Origin of the sequence: Kitasatospora sp. NPDC059812 (assembly GCF_042732075.1) — a bacterium.
Taxonomy (GTDB): domain Bacteria; phylum Actinomycetota; class Actinomycetes; order Streptomycetales; family Streptomycetaceae; genus Kitasatospora.
In genome coordinates, this window is sequence record NZ_JBHWIO010000072.1 from 26627 (window position 1) to 46604 (window position 19978).

Here is a 19978-nt window from a genome sequence, read left to right on the forward strand (position 1 = left end):
CAACACCCACCACGCGGGGGGCGGCGCCGCGCCGCCGCCGGGGGGCGCCCCCCACCCCCCGGGCGGGGGGGGGGGGGGCGCGGGGGGGCGGCCCCCCCCCCCCCCCCCCCCCCCACGGGTCGGTTGGCGGGCGCGGCCGGGGACGGCGTCAGCGCCGGACGTCATCGCCGGACGTCATCGCCGGGCGTCGAAGCGAAGGTCCACGAAGGCCCCGACCAGTCCCCCGAGCGCGACGGCCGGCACGACCGCGTCCCCGGCCCGGCCGGCCAGACCGCCCGTGACCAGCACGAACGCGACGGCGGCCAACGCGCCCGCCCAGGCCGGACCTGATCGCGGCAGCAGGGGCACGGGCCTGCCGTCCCGCCGCCGCCTGACCCACTTGACGGCGAGCAGGAGCACCGCGACCGCGACGAGTGGCGGCGCCATGACGTGCGCGGAGGTTCCCATCCTTGTCCGCCTTCCGTTCGGGCTGTCACCGACACGGTAACTGCCGTGCGGCGGGGCGGCGATGGCGTATTCCCCTTCGTCATCGCCGATCCACGGAACGGCCTGCGGGCGGGGCGCCGAGTACCTACGTTCGGGGACATGACGACGACCGCATCGCAGGAAGCGTTCCTGAAGGCCTTCCACGCCGAGCATCCGGCGCTGACCTCGGACGTGCTCGGCCGCGCCAGGGCTTCGGACGGCAGGACCAGCTACCAGGTCCTCCGCGACCGCGCCGCCGGGAGCCGCCGGGTGCTCGACCTCGGCTGCGGCGACGGGCTGTTGCTCGAACTACTCGCCGGGACCAGCGGTCGCGAGTTGGCCGGGATCGACCTGTCCCCCGAGGCGCTCGCGCTGGCCCGCCGCCGACCGGCCCTGGCGGGCGCCCGGCTGGCCGTCGGACGGGCACAGGAACTCCCTTTCGCGGACGGCGCGTTCGACGCCTGCGTCTCCCACCTCGCGCTGATGCTGATGGGCGACCTGGAACTGGTCACCGCCGAGATCGCCCGGGTGCTCGCCCCTGGGGGGCTGCTCGCGTGCGTACTCGGCGGCGGAATGGTCGGCGGCGAGGTCCATGAGCGGTTCGGCGAGCGGCTGTCCGCCGCCCTCGCCGCGCTCCCCGCGGACCGCCGCATCCCGGCGCTGGGCGACCGGCGGGCGCGGAGCCGCGACGGCCTCGCCGGGCTGCTCAGGCCGGCCGGGTTCGGGCCGGTGGGGTGGGAGACGGTCCTCATCGACCTCGGCGGCCCGGCGGAACGGGTGTGGGAGGCCGTGTCCGGCGTCTACGACATGGGCCCGCTCGACGAGGAGGCCCGCGCCGTCCTGCACGAGGCGTTCCTCACGGAGGCCCGGGCGGCGTCGGGCCCGGCGGACGGGCACCTTCCGTACGGGTTCAGGATCCACCTCGCGACGGCGCGGCGGCGGTGAGGCCGATCCCGTCGGGCGCCTGAATATTTCATCACGAGAAATATTCAGGTGGTCGTCGGCGTTGGCCACGGAGCCGGGTGCGGGAAGGCCCCGCACGGCTGGAGACGGGAGCGACGCCGTGCGCGTGGAGATCTGGACCGACATCAACTGCCCGTGGTGCTACATCGGCAAGGCCCGGTTCGAGCAGGCCCTGGAGCGCTTCCCCCACCGTGGGGACGTGGAGGTCGTCCACCGCTCCTTCGAGCTCGACCCGCACTCGCCGGCCGAGGCGCGGCCGGTCGTCCCGCTGATCGCCGCCAAGTACGGGCTCAGCCTGGAGCAGGCCGAGGCGGCGGAGGCCCGGATCGCGGACAACGCACACGGGGAGGGCCTGGCGTACCTCCGCGAGGGACGCGACGCTGCGAACTCCTTCGACATGCACCGCCTGCTGCACTTCGCCAAGGACCACGGGCGACAGGGGCAGCTGCTGGACGCGCTGTACCGGGCCAACTTCGCCGACGCGCGATCCGCCTTCGCGGAAGGACGGCTGGTGGAACTGTCCGTCGAGGCCGGGCTGGACGGCGAGGCCGCGGCGGCGGTGCTGGCCGATCCGGACGCCTACGCGGAGGCGGTGCGCGAGGACGAGGCGACGGCGGGCGCGATGGGCGCCACCGGGGTGCCGTTCTTCGTGTTCGACCGGCGGCTCGGGGTCTCGGGCGCCCAGCCGGCCGAGACGTTCACAGCGGCCCTGGAGCAGGCCTGGGAGAGTCGGACGGTGGTGCCCCTGCTGGTCGGCGGCGGTGGCGGCGAGGCGTGCGGGCCGGACGGGTGCGAGCTGCCGCAGCGGTGAGGTGAGGGGCGCGGGGGGGGGGGGGGGTGGGGGGGCGGGGGGGCGGCCCCCCCCCCCCCACCCCCCGCGGGGGGGGGGGGGGGGGGGGGGGGGGGGGGGGGGGGCCCCCCGCGGCGGGGCGCTGCGCACCCCCCCCCCCCCCCGCCGCCTTCCCGCTCCGGGGATGTCAGCGCTTGGGGGCGATGAGGCGGGTGCCGGCCCAGTCCGGGGCGGCGCCGATGGCCTTGGTCGAGGAGAGGCCGGCGGTCTGGACGGCCTCGTTGACGTCGCCGGGCTCGACGTAGCCGTCCCGGCCCGACTTCGGCGTGAGCAGCCAGATCATGCCGCCCTCTTGGAGGAGACCGATGGCGTCGACCAGGGCGTCGGTGAGGTCGCCGTCGTCCTCGCGGAACCAGAGCAGGACGGTGTCGGCCACGTCGTCGTAGTCCTCGTCGACGAGGTCCTGGCCGGTGATCGACTCGATGCCCTCGCGGAGGTCCTGGTCGACGTCCTCGTCGTGGCCGATCTCCTGGACGACCTGCCCGGACTGGAACCCGAGCCGGGCCGCCGGGTTGGTGCGCTCTGTCGTCATGCCGGTGTTCCTTTGACTTGGAGGCGCCTGTCGCCTCGCATCCGGGTAGCCAATCAGACGCGGACGGTGGTCGGCGCTGAACACGCCCGGAGATTGACGGTGCGTCAGATCTCGCGGCAGGAGACGATCCCGGACGAGCTGACGGCCAGCAGGAGTTGGGCGCCCCCGGCGGCATCGGCCCGGGTGATGGTGGCGCCCAGCTCGCCGGGCGGGAGGGGGAACGTGTGCGGGTGCAGGTCGGCGTCGTGCGCCACGACTGCGTCGCCCTCGACGTAGAGCAGCAGGTATTCGGCGACGTCGGACACGTCGGGTCCCCTCCCCTGGGGTGGCTGGCGCTTGGCCCTGCCCACGCTAGGGGCCGCGCGGGGCGCGGTCGGTGGCATTCACCCGGCACCACCCCGACGGGTGAATCCGACGGAGGACGGGCGGGGGTTGGGGGCAGGGCTGGGGCCGGGGTTGAGGTGGGGGTTGAGGCGGGCGGGGTGCCCGGCGGCGTTGCGACCGGCGGCCTCGCGGTAGGCGATGCGCTGGACGGCGGTGACCAGGCGGTAGAGGTTGAGGGCGGCGTCGGAGTCGTCGGCGGCGAAGCCCAAGTGGAAGATGAAGGCTTCGAGTTCGCGCCAGTCGAAGTCGTCGGGGACGGGCTGGGCGACGCCGGGGGCGAGGGTGTTGAAGGCGGCGGCGACGGCGTAGTGGGTCGCGGCGAGGGCGTTCGCCAGGAGGTTGGCCAGGGGGTTGGGGCCGAAGTCGGGGTCCGGGTCCGGGTCGGGCATGTCAGGGGTCCTCCTCGTCGGGCTTTGCAACGTTGAGTGCGGTGATGACGCCCAGGACGACGGTGGCGATCGCCAGGGCGAGAAGGACGGCGAAAGCAGCGGCGATCAGAAAGCGCACGGGTCTTCGCGGTCTCGGTCGGCGGCGAGGAGGAGGGAGAGGAGGTTGAGGAGCGTGGAGGCCGGGGCGGTGTTGAAGCGGACGAGGACGCGGCCGTCGATGGTGCGGTCGATGGTGGCGGAGGGGAAGATGAGGCCGAACCTGCGGCCGCGCTCGTCGACTTCGGCGAGGAGCGTGCGGATGTGGTCGTCGGTGTAGTACCGGATCCGGGGGTCTGTCGGGAGCATCGGGCGGCGGCGGGGAAGGGGCATCAGGCGGCGTCCAACTGCAGCTCGAACCAGACGGATTTGCCCTGCTTGCGCAGGTCGGCGCCGAAGCGGTGGGCGAGGGAACGGACGAGGTGCAGACCTCGACCGGAGAGCGCGTAGGGGTCGGCGGGGGCGCACGGCTCGGGCGGGAGGATCTGGCTGTCGTCACAGACCGAGACGCGGAGCCTGCACTCCAGGAGGGAGAGCACGACGAGGGGCGCGAGGCTCCCGGCGTGCTTCCACGCGTTGAAGAAGAGTTCGTGGAGGGCGAGTTCGGCGTCGCAGATGGTGGGGGGCGGCCAGCCGGCGGTGGTGAGGAGGTCGCACAGTTCGGTGCGGGCGGCGGTCCAGTCGGGAGGGTTGGAAGCACGCATGAGAGACCCCGGGAGGGAGAGGGGGGAGTCACTGACGATCCGTCATGTGACCGGTGCAACACTGAGAGTAAGAGCACAGGGCTCACGCGTGCAACCTAATCGCGGAGAAGACCCACCCAGCTTGGATAAGCTCACTCGTGTGGGTGGAGACTGCCCCGACACGGAAGGAACCCCCCTTGGCACTCAGGACCCAAATCAGCGAACGGCAGCGGCGGTTCGGCGCTGAGCTGAGGCGGCTGCGCGAGGCCGCCGGGCTGGCGGTCAAGGATGCCGGTGCCCTCATCGGCATCGCCGGGCCGCAGCTCAGCCACATCGAGGCGGCGCGCACGGCACTCGACTCGGAACGGCTCGCGACTCTTCTTGACGGCTACGGGTGCACGGATGAGACCTATGCCGCCCTCTTGCGCGCTCTCGGGGCGAGCGATGGCAAGGGCTGGTGGACCGAGTTCAAGGGAAAGGTCCCGCCCCTCGCCCTGGATCTGGCCGAGGCAGAGGACCGCTCCGTCCGGCTGCACAGCTACGACTCGCTCTACATCCCAGGGGTGCTGCAACTACCCGACTACGCGAAGGCGATCTACGAGGGTGGTCACGCCAGGAGCCCATGGGAACCCCAGACACAGGTCCGTTTCCGAAGCGGCCGACAGCGGATCCTCGCAGATGACAAGCCACGGCAGTTCAAGTTCGTCATCCATGAAGCCGCGCTGCGCATGCGCTTTGCCGGAGACACAGTCATGCGGTCTCAGCTTCTTCATCTGATCGAAGTGGCGGAATTGCCGAATGTCAGCATCCAGGTACTGCCATTCACCGCGCCCAGGCATGCGCCGCTCTCGGCTTCATTCCTGTTCTGCGACCCGGGATGCCTTGAGCTGTCGACGGTGATCCTCTCCGGCCCGAAGCGTTCGGAGCACCTCGGAGACCCAGTCGATGTTGATGCCTACGTGCAGAAGTTCCAGCAGTTGAGCGAGCTCTCACTCCCGCCTGTCGACTGCAACGGCGCCCTGCGTAAGCTCGATACACGTGACTCTTGGGGGCTCATTCACCATCTCCTCTACGAGCTTCAGACCTGAAAGGCGTCCGATGTCCCACCTCGTCTGGCAAAAGTCGTCTTACAGCGACGCAGAAGGCGCCGATGCCTGCCTTGAACTTGCCCAGGGCGACGACGACCTCCGCCACCTCCGCGAATCCGACGACCCCGACATCATTGTCACCACCACCACCGCCAAACTCCGCGCCCTCGTCCTCGGCGCCAAGGCCGGCGAGTTCGACTACCTCATCTGAACCTCTACCGCACGCCCAGTGGTCAGCACACTTGGTGCTGACCGCCTCCGCCCAACTCCCTGTTCCGGGCCGCCCGCCCTGGGTTAGCGTGGACCCATGTCGAGAGACCTGCCCGCGCTACGGGCATCCCATCAGGACCGGGACCGCATCGTAGAAACGCTGCAGGTCGCCGCCGCAGACGGCCGGCTCACCCCCGAAGAACTCGAAACCCGGCTGGAAGCCGCGCTCTCGGCCCGGACGCTCGCCGAGCTGGCCGAGCTGACCACCGACCTGCCGAGCTTCGCGTCGGCCGTGGCCGTGCCGAAGGACGTGCTGGTCATCGACCAGCGCGGCGGCAAGTACACCCGGGCGGGGCGCTGGGTGGTCCCCCGGCACATCGAGTTGCGGCCGAAGCACTGCACGGTCGTCCTCGACTTCACCGAGGCGGTGATCACGGCCGACACCCTTCTGATCGACGTGTCCCTGCGGCACGGCAAGCTGCTCATCATCAGCCCGCCGGGCCTCGTCACCCTCGACACCGACGGTCTCACCCTGGTCTTCTCCAAGGTCAAGCAGCGCTTCGACAGCGGCGGCGACGCCAGGCCCCGGCTCCGTATCGAGCTCACCGGCACCCTCAAACACGCCTCGGTCGTCGCGCGCCCTCCCCGCCGCCGCCTCTTCGGCGCTTGAGGCAGGCCCACTCCACAGCTACGCACCCTCGCCCGCTCGTCGATCCCGACGAGCGGGCGATCTCGTTACCCAGCCAGATTCCCGCCCTCAAAGCGCCCGCCACGACGCGCCGTTGGCCGATTCCGACCTTCCGTCACGACCACGCCGGTGAGAAACTTTGAGAAATTTCGGCTAGGAGGAGCAATCGTGAAGCTGCGACTCACCGGCAGCCCGCGTTGAGCACCACACGACAGGGCGTCCACGAAGCCCGCCTGGAACTCGGCCGACGCCTTCGCACGATCCGTACGGCGGCCGGGCTCGACGGACGCACCCTCGCGGGCCGGCTCGGCTGGCCCGCGAGCAAGGTGTCCAAGCTCCAGCAAGGGCGGCAATCCCCCACGGTCGCCGACGTCCGGGCCTGGGCCGACGCCTGCGACGTCCCCGAGGCCGCTGCGGAACTCGTCGTCCAACTGCACGAGCTGGACGACCGGTACGCCCAATGGCGGCACGAGCTGCGACAGGGCCACGCCGCAGTCCAGAAGTCCTGGGCCGACATGGAGGCCGCGGCACAGACCATCCGCGCATTCGAACCCTGCTGGGTACCGGGCCTTCTCCAGACCGCCGACTACGCGGCTGCACGGTTCCGCGAGCACGCCCAGCTCAACGACAGCCCGCCGGACACGGACGCCGCCGTGGCCGCCCGCCTCGCCCGTCAGCAGATCCTGTACTCGCACTCGCCCGGCGGCCGGCACTGGCACATCCTCCTCACCGAGGCCGCCCTGCTCTACGGGACCGCCTCCGCCGAGGTGATGCGCGCCCAGATCGACCGCCTGGTCTCCGCGACGACCCTCCCGGCCCTGCGCCTGGGCGTCGTGCCGTTCCGCACACGCCTGCCCGCCTCACCCGTGCACGGGTTCTGGATCTTCGACGACCAGTTGGCCTCCGTTGAGGTCGTCAGCGGCGAACTCCGGCTGGGTCTGCCCGAGGAGATCGCCCAGTACCGCAAGGTCTTCGACCTACTGGCCCCGAGTGCGCTCTACGACGCGGACGCCCGGCGGCTGCTCACCGCGGCTGCCGAAAGCTGGATCTGATAGGGCATCAAAAAGAATGTCAGCGTCTTCCACTGCATGAACCTGCTCGCTCTCGCCGAGCAAGTTCAAGCAAGTTCGTGGTGCGGGTACCGAATTGTGCGGCAAGCTCTCTCACAGCGATCGACTCCAACCACGAGGAGGCCCACGATGGCGCTGCACAAGCTCGGACAAGACCCCGACAGCCCCGAAGGCAAGTCCCCGACCGTCTACCTCGATGACGTGACGGGCAACTACATCCTCCAGGGCTGGAAGGTCCTCGACCCGGACCGTCTCGCGCAGATGGACGTCCCCGGGCACGAGACCGTGATCGAATTCCCCAGGCGAATGATGCAGTTCTTCCCGGAGGTGAACGGTGGCAGCGGCCCCCACGCTTGAGGACCTGCTGCGGTCCTGCACCCGCTCGGCGCTTCACCTTGAGATGCGCGACGGCTACATGCGAGACGATCCGCTGTTCGTCCGCTGGCTCGACGGGCTCCGCGACGACCCGGCCGACCGTTCGACGTGGTGGAGCCCTTGGTTGCAGTTGGTCCAGGAGACCACCGCCCGAGGCGTCGAGATCCGGCGCGCCCGCGTGGTGTCGGAGCCGGTCAGCGAGTACGTCCGGTTCGAGCACGAGATCACGTTCCGGAACATCGCCTCCGGCGAGCAGGTCAGCTGGCTTCCGCGTAGGCAGACGACCGACCTCGCGCTCCCCGGCAATGACTTCTGGCTGATCGACGGGCAGTACCTCGTCGTCCACCACTTCAGCGGCGAGGGCGACTTCGTCGACGACGAGATCAGCACCGACCCGGAGATCCTGAAGCTCTGCCACTCCGCGTTCGAGGCCGTCTGGGAGCGGGCAGTGCCGCACAAGGACTTCCGGCTGCACTAGACCGTGTCCGCGTCATCCAGCGTCCAGCAAGCCAAACAGGCTCTCGGCCAGCGTCTGCGCGATATCCGGCGAGACTCCGGACTCAGCGCGCGGGCGGTGGCCGAGGCCGCTGGGTGGCATGAATCGAAGTGCTCCAAGATCCAGAGTGGCCGGGTGATGCCGTCGGAGGCTGACATACGCGTCTGGACGGCCATCTGTGGCGTCCCTGATCAGGCCGCGGACCTCATCGCGACTGCCCGGAACATCGAAGGCATGTACGTCGAGTGGCGCCGCCTCGAACGAGCCGGACTCAAGCGGGCGCAGGAATCCGTACGCCCGCTGTTCGAGCGGACACGCCGCTTCCGCATGTATCAGTCGTGGGTCGTCCCTGGCCTGCTCCAGACCGCCGCCTACACGCGTGCGGTGCTCCACACGATCGTGTCGCTGCGCAACACGCCCGACGACGTCGATGAAGCCGTCGCCGTACGGATGGAGCGGCAGAACGTGCTGCACACCGGAGACCACCGCTTCGCCGTCCTGGTCGAGGAGTGGGTGCTGCGAACGGTCATCGGCACGCCGGACGTCCTCCTGGGCCAACTTGGCCATCTGATCGGTGTCGGTTCCCTTCCCTCGGTCAGCCTCGGAGTGATTCCCCTCGGGACAACCAGGGGTGCAGGATGGCCGGTTGAGTCCTTCACCATGTACGACGATGCGCAGGTGAACGTCGAGCTTGTCTCCGCCCACCTCACCATCACCCAACCAGCGGAGATCGCCGAGTACGGCCAGGCCTTCTCCGAGCTGGCGAGCATCGCGGTCTACGGCGCCGAGGCGCGTTCGCTCATCACCCAGGCCATCAACGCGCTCGGGTGAATCCGGGCAAGGTCGAGCAAGTTCATCGACCGGGCGCAGGCCCCCTCCCTACCGTTGAGGACACAACGAGCTGACAGGAGCAGGCCGTTGCAGGTCACCGATCCCCCGAAGCCGAAGAAGCCCGCCTCGCCCCCGTCGCCGAGGCCGCCGGACCTGTAGCCACGCGACGACCTCCACACCTCACCGACCAACAGGGAGGGCCAATGAGCGGAACGGCCGGCAAGCACGCGGGCCAGCAGGACCCGGGCAAGGACAAGCCGTCCAAGGACACCTCGCGCCCGAAGCCGCCTCCGAAGCACGAAAAGAAGGACCAGTGACGGAGAACATCCACCAGGAGCAGGCCGCCGTGCGCGGCCTGCTCCTGGCCATCAGCGAAGAACTCGGCAAGCCCGTCCCGCAGGAATGGAAGGACGCGGTCAGGGCGACCCCGCGTCACCGGTTCCTGCCGGACCGGATCTGGCTGGACGACGAGAACGGAGACCTCCGGCCCTGCGACCTCCGGGACGAGCCCGACCGGTGGTTCGAGGCCGCCTACGCCAACGGGCCTGTCGTCACGCAGGTCAACGACGGCGAGGAACCGGCCGACAGCGCGGAGGCCTGGGCGTCGTCCTCCGCCTCCTCGCCCGCCATGGTCGTGCGGATGCTCGACGACCTCGGTGTCTGGCCGGGCTTGAAGGCCCTGGAGATCGGCACCGGAACGGGCTGGAACGCCGCGCTGCTCGCCCACCGGCTCGGCGCCGACCGGGTCACCTCCATCGAGGTCGACCCTGACGTCGCCCGGCAGGCCCGCGCCTCGCTCAACGCGGCCGGGCTCGCCGTGGAGGCCGTCAGCGGGGACGGCGCCGACGGCTGGGCCCCCCGGCAGCCGTACGACCGGATCATCTCCACCTGCTCGGTCAGCAGGGTGCCGACGGCGTGGATCGAACAGACCGACCCCGGCGGCGTGATCGTCACACCGTGGGAGAGCCCGATGCTCTCCTTCGGACTGCTCCGGCTCGTCGTCGGCGAGCAGCACACCTACGGGAAGTTCAGCGCGCACGGGTCGTTCATGCTGATGCGCGCTCAGCGGACGGACCTGCGGATCTACCGGGACGTCGTGCGCGACCACCACCAGCCCGACGAGTCCACCACCCGGCTGTCGCCGTGGCAGGTGTGCGGCGAGGACCTGGACGTGCGGTTCGCGCTCGGTCTGAAACTCGGCGACGTGTGGACCGCCTGGCACCACGAACCCGACGTCGAGGGGGTGGCCACCCGCCTGTGGGTGGCCACCACGGACGCCACCTCGTGGGCCGCGGTGGACCACGACGGCCGCCAGGAGGACCGGTTCACGGTCTCGCAGTACGGGCCTCGCCGACTCTGGGACGAGATCGAGAAGGCCCACGGCTGGTGGGAGAAGGCCGACCGACCGGGCCCGGACCGGTTCGGGCTCCGGATCGTCGGCGACGAGCAGCAGGTCTTCCTCGACGGCCCGACCACCGTCATCAGCCGGGTGTCGTAGGACGAGGCCCCTCCCGCCCGCTCGTTGGAAGCCAACGAGCGGGCGGCAAAGCAGATCTGCGCGGCGATGAGGAGGAACGATGACGAACCCAGTACTTGAGGGCCTGGCTGCGGCCAAAATTTCCGCCGTACACCTTGAGATGCGCGACACCTACCAGCCCAGCGACCCCGAGTTCATCGCATGGCAGCAGGGCAAACGCCTTGACCCTGCTGCCGAGCGATCGTCCTGGTGGCGCCCGTTCCTGGACGTGGTAGCCGAGACGACGGCACGCGGTGTCGCGATGAGGCGCGCCCGGGTCGTCTCCGAGCCGGTCACCGACTACATCCGATACGAGTACGACGTGACGTTCCCGAACGTCCGAGCGGGCGAACAGGTCCGTTGGCTTCCCCGCCGGCAGGCGGCCGACATCGCGCTGCCCGGCACCGACCTGTGGCTGTTCGACGGGGCGTCGGTGCTGTTCACGTACTTCTCGGGCGTCGGTGAGGTCGTCGACCGTGAATGGCGCACCGAGCCGGCCGTCGTCGAACTGGTGAAGTCGACATTCGAAACGGTGTGGGAGCGAGCCATCCCGCACGAGGAGTACCGGCTTCACTGATCCAGCATGGCCGCCTCGCCTGCACGCCCTACCCTCGACGGCAATCCTCTTGCTCCGTCCACATGTTGGGGACCAACCAACGGGCTGTGATGCCCCCGGGGGCAGGGTTGCTGCCCCCGCCATCCCTACCGCTCCGGGCGTGGGCGGGGTATCCAGGACTCACCGGCCATCGACCCGAAGGGACGCCGATGAGGACCCGCGACAGTGACGACAAGGCGCACGCCCCCTCGACCAGCTCTCCCGCCTCCGCCCGGACACCAGCACCCGCACTGCTCGGCCTCCAGGCGTCCGTCGGGAACGCCGCCGTCGTCCAGCGACTCCAGCGGGCCGGCCAGGTGCAGCGCTCCGGCGCCGCCGTCCACGACGTGCTGCGCAGCGGCGGCCGCTCGCTCGACGGCGCCACCCGCGCCGACATGGAGGCCCGCCTGGGCGCCGACTTCTCGGACGTCCGGATCCACGACGACAGCGCCGCCCGGAGCTCCGCCGCCGAGATCGGCGCCCGCGCCTACACCTCCGGCAACCACGTCGTCATCGGCGACGGCGGCGGCGACCGGCACACCCTCGCCCACGAGCTGACCCACGTCCTCCAGCAGCGGCAGGGCCCCGTGGCGGGCTCCGACAACGGCTCCGGGCTGAGCATCAGCGACCCGTCCGACCACTTCGAGCGCGAGGCCGAGGCCAACGCCCGGCGGGTGCTGTCCGGCCCGGCCGCAGACCGCGCCGACCACACCGGCCACACCGGCCACACCACCGCCCACGAGGACGAGGAACACGGCGGCTGAGCCGTCCCGTCCCCGCCCATCAACGGGATCGTTCATCGTTTGTCTACCGCCTTGCCCCATGGTCGTTTCCACGGGGCGCCCCGTACTTTCACGGGCGCGATATGGACGAAAGAGGTACCCGGGGATGAAGGCAGTGAAGGCAGTGAAGACTGTGCGACGCATGGCCGTCGGGGTGGCGGCCGCGGCGCTGGCGCTGACGGGGACGATGCTGGGGGCCGGCACCGCGCAGGCGGCGTACGACCCGTCGACCCACACGCTCTGGAACGACGAGCCGCTCTACCCGGGCTGGCACGTCGACTCCGAGAACTCCCGGCTGATCATGCAGTCCGACGGCAACCTGGTCGTCTACCGCGGGTACAACACCCCGAACCCGCTGGCCGTGTGGGACTCCCGCACCAACGTGAACCACTGCGGGTACAAGGCGGTCATGCAGTCCGACGGCAACCTGGTCGTCTACTCCGCCTCCGGGGGCGTGTGCTGGTCCTCCGGCACGTACGGGCACCCGGGCGCCCGGCTGGTGGTGAAGAGGCTCGGCGGCGTCGCCATCTACTGGGGTGACGGCGAGGTCCCCATCGTCACCACGCCCACCAGCGACATCCGCATGTGGGCGATGTCCTCGGACCTCTACTAGCCCCCGCCCCCGAACGGAGCGCCGTTCAGGCGCCCCGTTCGGCGAGCCAGCGGACCAGGTCGGCGACGGACCACTGCGGGCGGGCGGCGAGGCGCGCCGCCACCGACCGCAGGAGTACGGGCAGGTAGCCGCAGAGCTCGGCGACCTCGGCGGCCGGGCCCGGCTCCCGGCGGATCCGCTCGGCGCCGACGACCCGGGCCAGCAGCTCGTACGCGTCCTGCGGCTCCAGCGGGCCCACGGCCAGCCGGGCCGCGTCGGCGGGCAGGGCGCCCGGTTCGGCGCCGGCCACGACGGCCGCGCAGCCCGCCACCGCGGGCAGCAGCGGCGCCGGGTCGGTGACGCCGTCGAGCACGACGAGCACCCGCCGCCCGGCGAGCGCGGCCCGGTAGCGTGCGCCCAGTTCGCCGACACCGGCGTCCTCGACGGGCCGCTCCCCCAGGGCCCGCAGGAAGGCGGCCAGCACCGTGCCCGGCTCCGCCGTCTCGCCGGCCGCGTACAGCTGCCCGTCCGGGAAGGCGTCCTGGACGGTGTGCGCCAGGTGCACGGCGAGCGCGGAGGTGCCGCTGCCGGCCGGCCCGGACAGGCCGAGCACCGGCGAGGCCCCGACACCGGCCCCGACACCAGCACCGTCGACATCACCGACACCGGACCGCAGGATCCGCTCGGCCTCCCGCACCTGGGCCGCCCGCCCGACCAGGTCGGGGATGTCCGGCGGCAGTTGGCAGGGCCGGGCGGGCCGCCGCGGCGGTACCGGGGCGGACGGCGCCGCGAGCTCGGCGCCCCCTCCGCGGATGCGGGCGTGCAGGTCCGCGACCGCCGGTGCCGGTTCGAGCCCCAGCTCGCGGTCCAGCCGTTCGCGCAGGGCCTCGAAGGCGGCCAGTGCCTCGGCCGTCCGCCCGCAGCGGTGCAGGGCCAGCAGGTGGAGGCGCTGCACCTCCTCGTCGCGCGGGTGTGCGGCGGCGAGCGCGTCCAGCGCGGGCAGCGCCTCGGTGTGCCGGCCGAGCGCCAGGTCCAGGTCGTGCAGCACCTTGACGGCGGCGTGGTGGCCGGCGGCGAGCCGTTCGCGGGCGCGTTCGGCGAAACCGCCGGGCACGCCGTCCAGCGCGCGCCCCTCCCACAGCGCGAGCGCGCCGGCGAGCAACTCCCGGGCCCGCAGGGGGTCGTCGTAGCGCAGCGTGACGGCCTGGCTCACTCCGTCCTCGTAGCGGAACAGGTCGACGGCGGCCCGATCCACCTCCAGCCGGTAGCCACCGGCCGTGGCGACCAGTAGGCCGGGGGCCGCGAGGGCGCGGCGAAGCCGGTGCGCGTGGGTGCCGATCTGGCCGGCCGGAGCCTTGGGCCAACGGGCGTCATCCTCGCCCCACAAGCCCTCGACCAGCCGTTCAGTGGGCACGAGCTGGCCCGGGGCCAGCAGCAGGGCGGCCAGCACGGCCCGCTGCTGCGGCCGACCGAGGTCGATCTCGTGGCCGTCGCACCGGGCCCGCAGCGGCCCCAGCACACGGAATTCGAGCCCCATGCCCCCACCCCTCGAAGCCATGAGTTTCAAGTACACAATCCGTGACAGAGCATAGGTGACCGGATCAGGGGGCGCCGCCGTCCGTACGGAAGTGGCGTGATCCGGGCACCGGACGACATTCGGGGACGGGACATGGTTGACATCGGGGCGTCCGGGCTGCGGTTCGGACTGCTGGGGCCACTGCGCGCCTGGCACGGGGAGCGGGAGATCGAACTGGGCCGGCCGCAGCAGCGGGCCGTCCTGGCGGTGCTGCTGAGCGCCGCCGGACGGACGGTGGCGACGCCGGTGCTGGTGGAGGGGGTGTGGGGCGGGGCAGCGCCCGCCGACCCCCGCAAGGCCGTCCAACTGGCCGTCTCCCGGCTGCGGTCGGCCTTCAAGCCGTACACCGGGCCGGATCCGCAGCGGATGCCGCTGGTGCGCGTCGGCGACGGCTACGCGCTGCGGGTGCCCGACGCGGAGGTGGACGCGGCCCGCTGGGAGGAACTGCTGGCCACGGCCGGACGGCTACGCGACGAGCAGGCCCCGCCGCAGGAGGTCCGGGAGGTCCTGCTGGCCGCGCAGCGGCTGTGGGTCGGCGAACCGCTGGCCGGACTGCCCGGGCCGCACGCCGAGGCCGTCCGCTCCCACCTCGCCGAACAGCGACTTCACGCCAAGGAGACGCGGCTGGAGCTGGACGCGGAGATCGGCGACCACACCGGCCTGACGGCCGAGGCCGCCGCCCTCGCCCTGGAACACCCCGAACGGCCCCGGCTGACCGCCGTCCTGATGCGCGCCCTCTACCAGGCGGGCCGCAAGGCCGAGGCACTCGCCGTGTACGAGGACGCCCGCCGCCGGCTGCCGCCCGGCGGGGACGGGCCCACCCGGCACGAGGACACCCGCCGGCCGTCGACGGCCGCCGCCGCCGCGCCGACGGCCGAGGACGGCCCCGCCGCACTGCACCTGCGGATCCTGCGCGAGGACCCGTCCCTGCTGCCCGCCCCCGCCGCATCCGCCTCCGCCCGCGCCGAACCCGCCCCCGCCTGGCAGCCGCCCGACCAACTGCCCGACGGCCTGGCCGACTTCACCGGCCGCACCGAGGAGGTCGAGACCCTGGTGGACCACCTCGCCGGGGCCGGCGGGCGAGCCGTCGTGGTCTCCGCCCTGGACGGCATGGGCGGGGTCGGCAAGACCACGCTCGCCGTGCACGTCGCCCGACAGGCCCACGGGCGCTTCCCCGACGGGCGGCTCTTCGCCGACCTGCGCGGCGCCGACCACACCCCGCTGGACCCTGGCACGGTGCTCGCCGGCTTCCTGCGCGCCCTCGGCGTGGCCGCCGCCGAGATCCCGCTCGACACCGGGGAGCGCTCCGCCCTCTACCGCTCGGCGCTGGCCGGGCGGCGGGTCCTCGTCGTCCTCGACAACGCCGCCACCCTCGGCCAGGTCGAACCACTGCTGCCCGGCTCGTCCGGCTGCGCCGTCCTCGTCACCAGCCGCGTCCGACTGGCCGGCCTCGCCGGGGCGCACCAGATGCGCCTGGACACCCTGCCGCCCGCCGAGGCACTGGAACTGCTGACCCGGATCATCGGCGCCGACCGCGTCGACGCCGAACCCGTGGCCGCCGACGAGATCGTGCGAGCCTGCGGACTGCTGCCGCTCGCCGTGCGCATCGTCGCCTCCCGGCTCGCCGCCGACCCCGCGCTCACCCTGGCCGCGCTCGCCGACGGACTGCGCCGGGAACACCGACTGGCCGAACTCAGCGACGGCGAACGGACGGTGGAAGCCACCTTCGCCCTCTCCTACCACCGCCTCGACACCGAACTCGCCCGCGCCTTCCGCCTGCTGTCCCTGCCCGACGCCCCCGACGTCCCGCTGCCCTGCGCGGCCGCACTGCTCGGCCGCACCGAAACCGAGACCGACGAACTCCTCGAAGCACTCGTCGACCTCAACCTGCTGCACTCCCCCCGCTTCGGCCGCTACGGCTTCCACGACCTGGTCCGCGACTACGCCCGCGGCCGGCTCGCCGCCGAGGAACCCGCCACCGAACGCACCGCCGCCGCCGACCGGCTGGTCGACTACTGCCTGGCCACCGCCCGCAACGCCGACCGCGCCGCCCGCAAGGCCGACCCGGTCGAACTCAGCCTGCTCGACGCGCCCGTCCGCTCCCCCGGGAAGACGATCACGGACGGGCCCGCCGCCGTCCGCTGGATGCGCGAACAGGCCGGCGTGCACGCCGCCGCCATCGCCCTGAGCTGCGCCGACCCGGCGCTGCCGCTCGACCGCGCGGCCGAACTCGCCGACCGGATGGGCTCCGTACTCGCCGAACGCACCCAGACCAGCGACATCGCCGACCTCTCCGACCGCATCGCCCGCGAGGCCGCCGCCCGCGGCGACCACGGCCCGCTCGCCCTCGCCCGCTACGTGCGCGGCGGCATGCTCTGGCACATCAACCGCTACGCCGAGTCCGAACAGGACATCCACCAGGCCGTCGCGCTCTGCCAGGACGACGACGGCGGCAACGGGGGCAGCGGCGACGGCCCGAAGGTCCGCGTCCTCGCCAAGGCCCTGCTCACCCTCGGCGGCAACGCCCGCGTCCACGGCCGCTACGCCGACGCCGCCCGACACGCCGGTCGCGCCGCCGACCTGTTCCGCCGCCTCGGCGCCGAACGCTCCGAGGGCAGCGCCCTCGGCGAGTTCGCGTTCAGCTGCGCCCAGACCGGCCGGCTGGCCGAGGCCCGGGACGCCGCCGAGCGCGGCGCCCGCCTGATGAGCGGCTCCGGCCCGGTGTCCGCCGCCACCGGCCGCTACTACCTGGCCCGGGTCCTTCGGCTGTGCGGCGACCCGGAGGCGGCACTCGCCCACGCCGTCGGCGCCCGCGACGAGTTCGCCGCCCTCCAGGTGACGGTGTTCGCGGCGGCGGCGGGCGACCTCGCCGCCCGGATCCACGCCGAGGCCGAGCGCTGGCTGCTCGCCGCCGACGCCGCCGAGGCGGCGCTGCCGCTCGCCCGCCGCACCAGCGCCGCCCTGGAGGCCGCACTGCTGCGCACCCTGGGCACCGCGCTCACCGGCCTCGGCCGCCCCCGCCAGGCCCGGGCCTGCCTCGCGGACGCGCTGGAGGTGTACGAGCGGCTCGGGCTCGCCAAGGACGCCGAGCAGACCAGGGCCCTGCTGGACGGCCTGCCGCAGCCCTAAAGCGTGTCCCCGACGGCCCTCCACCCCTTGTTGATCACTTGTCTACCGCGGTCCGCGATCTTCTCTCTCGTCAGGTCGCGGACCGCACCAGTGCGGAGCCGGGGCCACTCCCACCGAAGATAGGCGCCACGCATGCCCACGCTCCCGCAGAACGGCCAGGTCTGGACCCTCAAGTCCGCGAACGGAACGGTCGCCGACGTGCGCTCCAGCCAGAGCAGCCCGGGCACCCCCGTCCAGTCCTGGGGCCCCAACGGCACCACCGCCCAGGGCTGGGTCTTCTGGGCCAAGGACGGCGGCAGCTGGCTCCTGGAGACCCAGCTCACCAACGGCAAGCACGCCCCCGGCCAGGCCGTCGTCATCGACTACAACTACTCCACCGGCCAGACCTGGCTGTTCAACGAGCACGGGCAGCCCAACCAGCGCTGGGTGCTGGACGTCATCGACAACGACTGGTTCCGGGTCCGGACCGCCCGCGGCGACGAGGGCCAGCTGTTCCTCACCGCGGCCGCCCCCGGCGCCCCGCTCACCCTCACCAAGCAGGACGACAACAACCCGGCGCAGCGCTGGCAGCTCATCCCGGCCGGCGGCCAGAACGGCGGCGCCGGCGGCCAGCAGCAGCCGCAGCCCCAGCCGCAGCCCGGCGGCGACTTCCGCACCGAGATGCTGGCCTCCGTCAACACCGAGCGCGGCCGGGCCGGCCTCCAGCCGCTGCGGCTCGACGACCGCCTGAGCGCCGCCGCCCAGCGGCACGCCAACGACATGGCGTCCCACGACCTCACCCAGCACGACGGCACCGACGGCAGCAACCCGTGGGACCGCATCCACGCCGCCGGCTTCCAGTTCCGCTCGGCCGCCGAGAACGTCACCCCGGGCAACAGCGTGGCGGAGGCCATGCAGATGTGGATGAACAGCCCGCACCACCGCGACAACATCCTGGGCCGCGACTTCACCTCCATCGGCATCGGCTACACCCCCCGCCAGCGCGGCAACTGGGGCCGCTACGTCCAGACCTTCGCCCAGGCCTGACCTCCCCGTCCCCCCAGCAGCCACAGCAGCCACAGCAAGCAAGGAGCCACCCTCATGTCCTCGAACGCGGCGGACCTGATCCGCGTCGCCCGAGACGAGGTCGGATACCAGGAGGGCCGCAGCGGCTCGCACTGGAACAACATCCAGAAGTACTCGCCGGCCGTCCCCGGCCTGGAGTGGTCCCAGGGCGAGGCCTGGTGCGCGACCTTCGTCGCCTGGTGCGCCCAGCAGTCCGGCAACGCCGGGCTGTTCCCGGTGACGGCCTCCTGTGCCGAGGGCGTCGCCTGGTTCAAGGACCGCGACCGCTTCACCGACTACCCGGTGATCGGCGGCCAGGTGTTCTACGGCCCCGGCGGCGGCAGCCACACCGGCATCTGCGTCGCCTACACCAGCTCCACCATCACCACCGTCGAGGGCAACACCAACGACGACGGCAGCTCCGAGGGCGACGGCGTCTACCTCAAGACCCGTGACCGCAAGTCGAGTTGGGTGTACGGGTACGGCGTCCCGGACTTCGCCGACGGCGTCATCCTCGCCGACCCGCAGTGGCGGGACCGCCAGGGGGCGGTCTACTTCGGGCAGGAGGCCTCCGCCGCCGACCAGCCGAACGGCGGCGCCCGGCCCCAGGCCGACAGCGGCGGGGACGGGGGCGGGAGCGAGGGCGGCTGCGAGCCCTTCCCCGGCGCCGACTTCTTCCAGGACGGCCAGAAGAGCGACGTCATCACCCGGATGGGAGAGCGCCTGGTCGCCGAGGGCTGCTCCGCCTACGCCGAGGGCCCCGGCCCCGAGTGGTCCGGGGCGGACCTCGAATCCTTCCGCAACTGGCAGCACAAGCTGGGCGACTCCGGCAGTGACGCCGACGGAATCCCCGGCCCCAAGCAGTGGGACGCCCTCCAGGTCCCGCGCGGCTGATGCCGCACCTCCACCACACCCGGATCCACCACACCCGGATCCACCACACCCGGATCCACCACACCCAGAAGGAGAACCCGATGAAACCCGTCACCCGTACCCGCAGGTTCCTCGCCGGGCTCGGCGCCGTCGCGGCCGTCGCGGGGGCGGCCGTGGTCACCGCCCCGGCCGCGCACGCCGCCGGCTGCGAGCTGGCGCCGAACCTGCAGACCGTCACCTCCGTCTACAACGGCGCCACCGGCGCCCTCGACCTGCCGGCCAACACGGAGGTCAACGGCCAGCGGATCGGCGTCTACCAGGGCAACCAGAGCGCCGCGCAGACCTGGTCGTTCTGGGGCTACTGCGACGGCACCACCGCCATCTCGCACGGCTCGGCCGGCAAGGTCGTCGACCTCGACACCGGCTCGGGCGCCGTCCAGCTCTGGGACACCCCCGGCGGCTGGGACGGCCTCAACCGCCCGGCCGGCGACTGGCTGCCGGCCAACCAGAAGTGGATCCGGACCGACGAGGACCGCGGCTGGTACCTGATCCAGAACGTGGCCACCGGCCAGTGCCTCAAGTCCAACGGCGTCGCCCAGCTCACCTCGGTGACGTCCTGCAACGGCAACGACCCGGCCCAGCGCTGGAAGATCGGCTGACGGCTCGCCGAGAGGGGTCCGACGGTTCCCGCCGGGGGCGCGAATCGTCGGACCCGCCCCGTCCCCGGTCCGTTCGCCGGCCGCGGCGGGCGGCCCGCGCCGCGGCCCCCCCCCACCTCTCACGCGCGGCGCGGGGGGGGGGGTGGGGGGGG

The 19978-nt window shown here is 72.4% G+C and carries 24 protein-coding genes; 17 read left to right on the forward strand and 7 right to left on the reverse strand.

The features are described from left to right. Nucleotides 1–174: 174 nt before the first annotated feature. The gene (locus ACFV6D_RS28950; RefSeq protein ID WP_380342918.1) at nt 175–447 is read right to left on the reverse strand and encodes a hypothetical protein; all 273 of its coding nucleotides are present in this window, start codon (nt 445–447) and stop codon (nt 175–177) included. A 138-nt stretch (nt 448–585) separates the two neighbouring features. On the opposite strand from ACFV6D_RS28950, the gene ACFV6D_RS28955 reads away from it, so the two are divergent. Both ACFV6D_RS28955 and ACFV6D_RS28960 read left to right on the forward strand, forming a co-directional pair. Next, nucleotides 586–1410, forward strand: coding sequence for a class I SAM-dependent methyltransferase (locus ACFV6D_RS28955; protein WP_380342920.1), 825 nt, complete (start codon nt 586–588; stop codon nt 1408–1410). A 118-nt stretch (nt 1411–1528) separates the two neighbouring features. Then, nucleotides 1529–2239, forward strand: a complete 711-nt coding sequence (locus tag ACFV6D_RS28960) for a DsbA family protein (protein WP_380342922.1) — start codon at nt 1529–1531, stop codon at nt 2237–2239. 166 nt (nt 2240–2405) lie between these two features. On the opposite strand, the gene ACFV6D_RS28965 is transcribed toward ACFV6D_RS28960, so the two are convergent. The 5 genes from ACFV6D_RS28965 to ACFV6D_RS28985 all read right to left on the reverse strand — a co-directional run bounded on the left by ACFV6D_RS28965 (nt 2406) and on the right by ACFV6D_RS28985 (nt 4323). Beyond that, nucleotides 2406–2810, reverse strand: coding sequence for a DUF3052 domain-containing protein (locus ACFV6D_RS28965; protein WP_380342924.1), 405 nt, complete (start codon nt 2808–2810; stop codon nt 2406–2408). Nucleotides 2811–2914: 104 nt separating this feature from the next. Beyond that, complete coding sequence (locus ACFV6D_RS28970) at nt 2915–3115, reverse strand: hypothetical protein (RefSeq protein ID WP_380342927.1); 201 nt, start codon at nt 3113–3115, stop codon at nt 2915–2917. A gap of 78 nt (nt 3116–3193) precedes the next feature. Continuing rightward, nucleotides 3194–3583 carry a hypothetical protein gene (locus tag ACFV6D_RS28975; protein WP_380342929.1) on the reverse strand — a complete coding sequence of 130 codons (390 nt, stop codon included), beginning with the start codon at nt 3581–3583 and terminating at the stop codon, nt 3194–3196. 105 nt (nt 3584–3688) lie between these two features. Continuing rightward, nucleotides 3689–3952 (reverse strand): hypothetical protein, encoded by a 264-nt coding sequence (locus ACFV6D_RS28980; RefSeq protein ID WP_063348115.1) that lies wholly within the window; start codon nt 3950–3952, stop codon nt 3689–3691. Continuing rightward, nucleotides 3952–4323, reverse strand: a complete 372-nt coding sequence (locus tag ACFV6D_RS28985; protein WP_380561687.1) for an ATP-binding protein — start codon at nt 4321–4323, stop codon at nt 3952–3954. The genes ACFV6D_RS28980 and ACFV6D_RS28985 overlap by 1 nt, the downstream gene beginning before the upstream one ends. Nucleotides 4324–4499: 176 nt before the next feature. Here ACFV6D_RS28985 and ACFV6D_RS28990 point away from each other — a divergent pair, with 176 nt between their 5' ends. The 11 genes from ACFV6D_RS28990 (at nt 4500) to ACFV6D_RS29040 (ending at nt 12566) form a co-directional block, all read left to right on the forward strand. Beyond that, the gene (locus ACFV6D_RS28990; protein ID WP_363371645.1) at nt 4500–5390 is read left to right on the forward strand and encodes a helix-turn-helix transcriptional regulator; all 891 of its coding nucleotides are present in this window, start codon (nt 4500–4502) and stop codon (nt 5388–5390) included. 10 nt (nt 5391–5400) lie between these two features. After that, nucleotides 5401–5601 carry a DUF397 domain-containing protein gene (locus ACFV6D_RS28995; protein WP_363371647.1) on the forward strand — a complete coding sequence of 67 codons (201 nt, stop codon included), beginning with the start codon at nt 5401–5403 and terminating at the stop codon, nt 5599–5601. 96 nt (nt 5602–5697) lie between these two features. Beyond that, nucleotides 5698–6270: a DUF1707 domain-containing protein gene (locus tag ACFV6D_RS29000; protein WP_380424954.1), complete on the forward strand. Its 573-nt coding sequence runs from the start codon at nt 5698–5700 to the stop codon at nt 6268–6270. Nucleotides 6271–6485: 215 nt separating this feature from the next. Then, nucleotides 6486–7340, forward strand: a complete 855-nt coding sequence (locus ACFV6D_RS29005; protein ID WP_063348119.1) for a helix-turn-helix transcriptional regulator — start codon at nt 6486–6488, stop codon at nt 7338–7340. A 147-nt stretch (nt 7341–7487) separates the two neighbouring features. Next, complete coding sequence (locus tag ACFV6D_RS29010; protein WP_063348120.1) at nt 7488–7715, forward strand: hypothetical protein; 228 nt, start codon at nt 7488–7490, stop codon at nt 7713–7715. After that, nucleotides 7693–8211: a DUF6879 family protein gene (locus ACFV6D_RS29015; RefSeq protein WP_380424957.1), complete on the forward strand. Its 519-nt coding sequence runs from the start codon at nt 7693–7695 to the stop codon at nt 8209–8211. The genes ACFV6D_RS29010 and ACFV6D_RS29015 overlap by 23 nt, the downstream gene beginning before the upstream one ends. Before the next feature lie 3 nt (nt 8212–8214). Then, complete coding sequence (locus tag ACFV6D_RS29020) at nt 8215–9060, forward strand: helix-turn-helix transcriptional regulator (protein WP_063348122.1); 846 nt, start codon at nt 8215–8217, stop codon at nt 9058–9060. Nucleotides 9061–9373: 313 nt separating this feature from the next. Then, the gene (locus ACFV6D_RS29025; protein ID WP_380561689.1) at nt 9374–10558 is read left to right on the forward strand and encodes a methyltransferase domain-containing protein; all 1185 of its coding nucleotides are present in this window, start codon (nt 9374–9376) and stop codon (nt 10556–10558) included. Between the two features lie 79 nt (nt 10559–10637). After that, nucleotides 10638–11153 carry a DUF6879 family protein gene (locus tag ACFV6D_RS29030; RefSeq protein ID WP_380495155.1) on the forward strand — a complete coding sequence of 172 codons (516 nt, stop codon included), beginning with the start codon at nt 10638–10640 and terminating at the stop codon, nt 11151–11153. A gap of 188 nt (nt 11154–11341) precedes the next feature. Then, nucleotides 11342–11935 carry a DUF4157 domain-containing protein gene (locus ACFV6D_RS29035; protein WP_380342950.1) on the forward strand — a complete coding sequence of 198 codons (594 nt, stop codon included), beginning with the start codon at nt 11342–11344 and terminating at the stop codon, nt 11933–11935. 160 nt (nt 11936–12095) lie between these two features. Next, the gene (locus ACFV6D_RS29040) at nt 12096–12566 is read left to right on the forward strand and encodes a hypothetical protein (RefSeq protein WP_063348126.1); all 471 of its coding nucleotides are present in this window, start codon (nt 12096–12098) and stop codon (nt 12564–12566) included. A gap of 25 nt (nt 12567–12591) precedes the next feature. Here ACFV6D_RS29040 and ACFV6D_RS29045 read toward each other — a convergent pair whose 3' ends face one another. Continuing rightward, nucleotides 12592–14082 carry a BTAD domain-containing putative transcriptional regulator gene (locus ACFV6D_RS29045; protein ID WP_380342953.1) on the reverse strand — a complete coding sequence of 497 codons (1491 nt, stop codon included), beginning with the start codon at nt 14080–14082 and terminating at the stop codon, nt 12592–12594. A gap of 132 nt (nt 14083–14214) precedes the next feature. Between ACFV6D_RS29045 and ACFV6D_RS29050 the strand changes: the two genes are divergently transcribed. The 4 genes from ACFV6D_RS29050 (at nt 14215) to ACFV6D_RS29065 (ending at nt 19826) form a co-directional block, all read left to right on the forward strand. Continuing rightward, the gene (locus ACFV6D_RS29050; protein ID WP_380342956.1) at nt 14215–17250 is read left to right on the forward strand and encodes a BTAD domain-containing putative transcriptional regulator; all 3036 of its coding nucleotides are present in this window, start codon (nt 14215–14217) and stop codon (nt 17248–17250) included. Nucleotides 17251–17382: 132 nt separating this feature from the next. Next, entirely contained in the window at nt 17383–18276 is an 894-nt protein-coding gene (locus ACFV6D_RS29055) for a CAP domain-containing protein (protein WP_380561691.1), read from the forward strand. Between the two features lie 54 nt (nt 18277–18330). Continuing rightward, nucleotides 18331–19188 carry a peptidoglycan-binding protein gene (locus ACFV6D_RS29060; RefSeq protein WP_380561693.1) on the forward strand — a complete coding sequence of 286 codons (858 nt, stop codon included), beginning with the start codon at nt 18331–18333 and terminating at the stop codon, nt 19186–19188. Further along, on the forward strand, nt 19188–19826 hold the full coding sequence (locus ACFV6D_RS29065; RefSeq protein WP_380561695.1) for an RICIN domain-containing protein: 639 nt from the start codon (nt 19188–19190) through the stop codon (nt 19824–19826). The genes ACFV6D_RS29060 and ACFV6D_RS29065 overlap by 1 nt, the downstream gene beginning before the upstream one ends. Nucleotides 19827–19978: the final 152 nt, after the last annotated feature.